The following is a 3,407-nucleotide window of genomic DNA, read 5'->3' on the forward strand; positions in this document are numbered from 1 at the left end:
CGTAAAAGACCAGAAATAGAATAAGTCAAAATACAGCTCTAACATACCAACTATAAATATATTAATAATCAGTATGATAGAGATTGATGTACATGGGAATCAGACTCATCAAAGCGGAGAAGAGCCCTTTTAAGTAATTTTGGCTTTTCAGAACAGGATTCCACAACATTAATTGATGCAATAAAAGATGAAATGAACAAAAATGGCTGCGAGCGTATAAAACAATAGTATAGGGGGAAATGATTTTTATCTTACATTAATAATAATAAATATATATGCATATCTTTCCTTCTTTTATCTAAGATGACAGCGCGGGTTTGATTTTTGCTAAATTTAGCATCGAAAAGGGAGACGCTTTATATGTTAAGTACGATATCCGCACTTATACCTATACCTGTAACCACTACACTCATTGGTAAGACGCTTGTCAGATCTATCGAGAGAATGCCGCACGATTTTAGCTACCGTGCGCCACATGGCAATAAATATGCTTAGAAATGACACAACTAGAAAAGCGAGCATACGCTGAAAAACTAAGATGGCAACAATGGAAATTAGCTATTTAGAGCAAATATTAGCTTCAGCTATGGGGGGGGCAATAAATGACCACACGTGCTCTCACCCTGGGATTTAGCCTTGAATATTTATACGATACCAGCTTAAATCAACACTAAGTCATTCACTGTGGAAATTATTTTGATTAAAAACTTTCTCTGCCTCTTTCTATGTACTCTTCTGGTTGCATGTTCCAGTTTACCTGACAATACCACGCCACCGAGCACTGCATTATATCAGTCAGATAGCAGCCAATTAAGTATCAGCGTTGAAGAACAGCGTCAGAAACTCGGCTTGGCATCCGATGAGACATTCATGTTTTTACTCGAGACAGGAGTAGACTCTTTTGTTACACGTATCGCGTTAATCGAAGATGCACAAGAGAGTATTGATCTTCAATATTACCTGTTTCACTCCGATTTAAGTGGTGGCTTAATCGCTGCGGCGTTATGGCAAGCGGCCGAGCGCGGGGTTCGCGTGAGATTATTGGTTGATGACATAGATTTGGGTGGTAAAGACAATAGTATTGAACGCCTCAATGCACACCCTAATTTTGAAGTGCGAGTTTTTAACCCATTTGTCCGTGGTGAAAGTCGGACAATCCAATATGTCACCAAGTTGGGGAAGGTGACTCGACGTATGCACAACAAATCCTTTACTGTCGATGGTAGCGTTGCCATTTTAGGTGGCCGCAATTTAGCTGATGAGTATTTTACGGCTTCTGAAGAGGTCTCTTTTGGTGATATGGACGTTGTTTTTGCAGGAGAATCGGTTAAAGAGGTTCAACAAGCCTTTGATCTTTTTTGGAATAATAGCCTTAGCTACAACATTGAGCTACTCACTGACTATCGACCCCAGACCAGTGATTTAACTGCGCTTTCTGCGAGTTTTGATACGTTTATAAAAGACAACAAAAAGTCACAATATGTTGAGGCGGTCAATGACGACCACTTTATTGAACTCATTAAAGAGAATGAAAAGGTCCCATATGTAGGAAAAACCGTAGTGTTGTACGATGATCCTAGGAAAATAGTCTCATCTCGTGATAAGCAAGAATATAACCTAGCACCTAAATTGCATCCTTATGTGACAGCAACCAAGGAAGAATTAATCATCATCTCTCCTTATTTTGTACCTGGAAAAGACGGACTAGAGCTATTTCAAGAGATCGTTGATCGTGGGGTAAAAGTTAAAATCCTCACTAACTCAATGATGTCTAATGATGTATCACTGGTACACACTGGTTACTCTAAATACCGAAAAGCACTACTGGAAATGGGTGTCGAACTGCATGAGATAGACAGTCAAGAGCTGGATGAATTATATGAGCAGTTTAATAAAAAACGCCCTTCCAATGCATCAAAATTGAGCTTACATGCGAAGTACTATGTAATGGACCGACATTTGGCTTTTATTGGTTCATTTAATTTAGATCCACGCTCTCGTAATGAAAATACCGAAATCGGTATTTTGACTAAATCTGAGGCGTTGGGTCGTTATCTTGCCCAGAAGTTTGATGACTATATTGATACGGTTGCGTTTAAACTGACTCTTGAAGATGGCGATATTGTCTGGACTAAAATGAAAGAAGGTAAGGCTATTCGATACACTAAAGATCCCTACAGCAGTTGGTGGGATCGCACCAAAAATAACATGGCAAAAATATTACCAATGGAATCACAATTATAAGCGGTGACAACATTAGGCCGCAGGGTAAGATCGTGAGCGTTTTTTTTAGCAAGGTCTGCCAGTTCATGACACGATAGATCGAGTCATTTCTCGTTTGGATGCAGAGCAATTTCAACAGTGCTTTACCCGTTGGGTTAACAGCTTATGTGAAGTAACGGAAAATCGCTTCATTGCCATTGATGGCAAGGCTCTTCGAAGTTCATATGACCGCAATTCAAGGTGTTCAACTATACACATGATGAGTGCTTTTTGTGCTTAGAATACGTTGGTCTTGGGACAGGTTAAAACGTAACCGCGTCATAAACCACGCATTCAATGATGACCGATGATATCGATGCTCACACTCTCATGATAATTTTAAATTATCAATTTAATAATCATTGATAATTTCTGTTAATTTTCTCTATTCCATATACTCACCTCATCGAAACAAGTTATCAATGAATCATCTGAATTTGAGGTTTAAGTTATGAAAATGAACCATGTGGGTATTATGGTCGGCAATATGGATAAAGCGGTTGAGTTTTATACCAAAGCTCTCGGCCTAAAAGTGGTAATGGGCAATACGAAAGTAGAAGAAGAACGTGAAACGGCAATTGGCAGAATGTGTATCGCGGTATTTGGTGAAGGTTTTAAAGGTTTTAACATTGCCCATTTAGTTACCAATGACGGTATTGGTTTTGAGTTGTTTGAAATGAAAGAACGTGCTGAGAAGCACGAAGTGGATTTCTCTCGCATCGGTATTTTCCATTTTTGTCTTCAAACCGATGACTTCCATGGTGTTATTGAGCGTACTGAAAAATTGGGCGGTAAAGTCCGCATGGATATTATGCGTTATCACCCTGAAGATGACAGCAAGCAAGCCCAAATGGTTTACCTAGAAGACCCGTTCGGTAACCTATTTGAACTTTACTCACACACCTATGAAGAGACTTATGCTTCTGAGTATGAGTGATTGAGCTAGAAAGCCATATAAAAAAGGATTGGTAAAAATACCAATCCTTTTTTATATGGCCTTCTGATGGAGGCTTGTTTTTGTCGAGTAGACGACACCTGTTACCAAGTGTCGCCCCTCTAAGAACCCAGCGTGCAACTTTCACCGCACTAGGCTCAAGCCTTCACGAAGGCACCAGTTGGCACCCAGCAACTTACAAAGCAGTGAG

General features: G+C 39.7%; 2 protein-coding genes and 1 pseudogene. All 3 read left to right on the forward strand.

The features are described from left to right. Window positions 1–696: 696 nt before the first annotated feature. The 3 genes and pseudogenes from EYW48_RS20665 to EYW48_RS20675 all read left to right on the forward strand — a co-directional run bounded on the left by EYW48_RS20665 (window position 697) and on the right by EYW48_RS20675 (window position 3,199). On the forward strand, window positions 697–2,244 hold the full coding sequence (locus EYW48_RS20665; protein WP_277432992.1) for a phospholipase D family protein: 1,548 nt from the start codon (window positions 697–699) through the stop codon (window positions 2,242–2,244). A 43-nt stretch (window positions 2,245–2,287) separates the two neighbouring features. Next, window positions 2,288–2,500 (forward strand): annotated as a pseudogene (locus EYW48_RS20670) (ISAs1 family transposase); the annotation flags it as partial. Window positions 2,501–2,713: 213 nt separating this feature from the next. Then, window positions 2,714–3,199, forward strand: a complete 486-nt coding sequence (locus EYW48_RS20675) for a VOC family protein (RefSeq protein ID WP_277432993.1) — start codon at window positions 2,714–2,716, stop codon at window positions 3,197–3,199. Window positions 3,200–3,407 lie beyond the last annotated feature (208 nt).

Origin of the sequence: Vibrio sp. 1180_3 (assembly GCF_029478545.1) — a bacterium.
In the GTDB taxonomy this organism is placed as follows: Bacteria; Pseudomonadota; Gammaproteobacteria; order Enterobacterales; family Vibrionaceae; genus Vibrio; species Vibrio aestuarianus.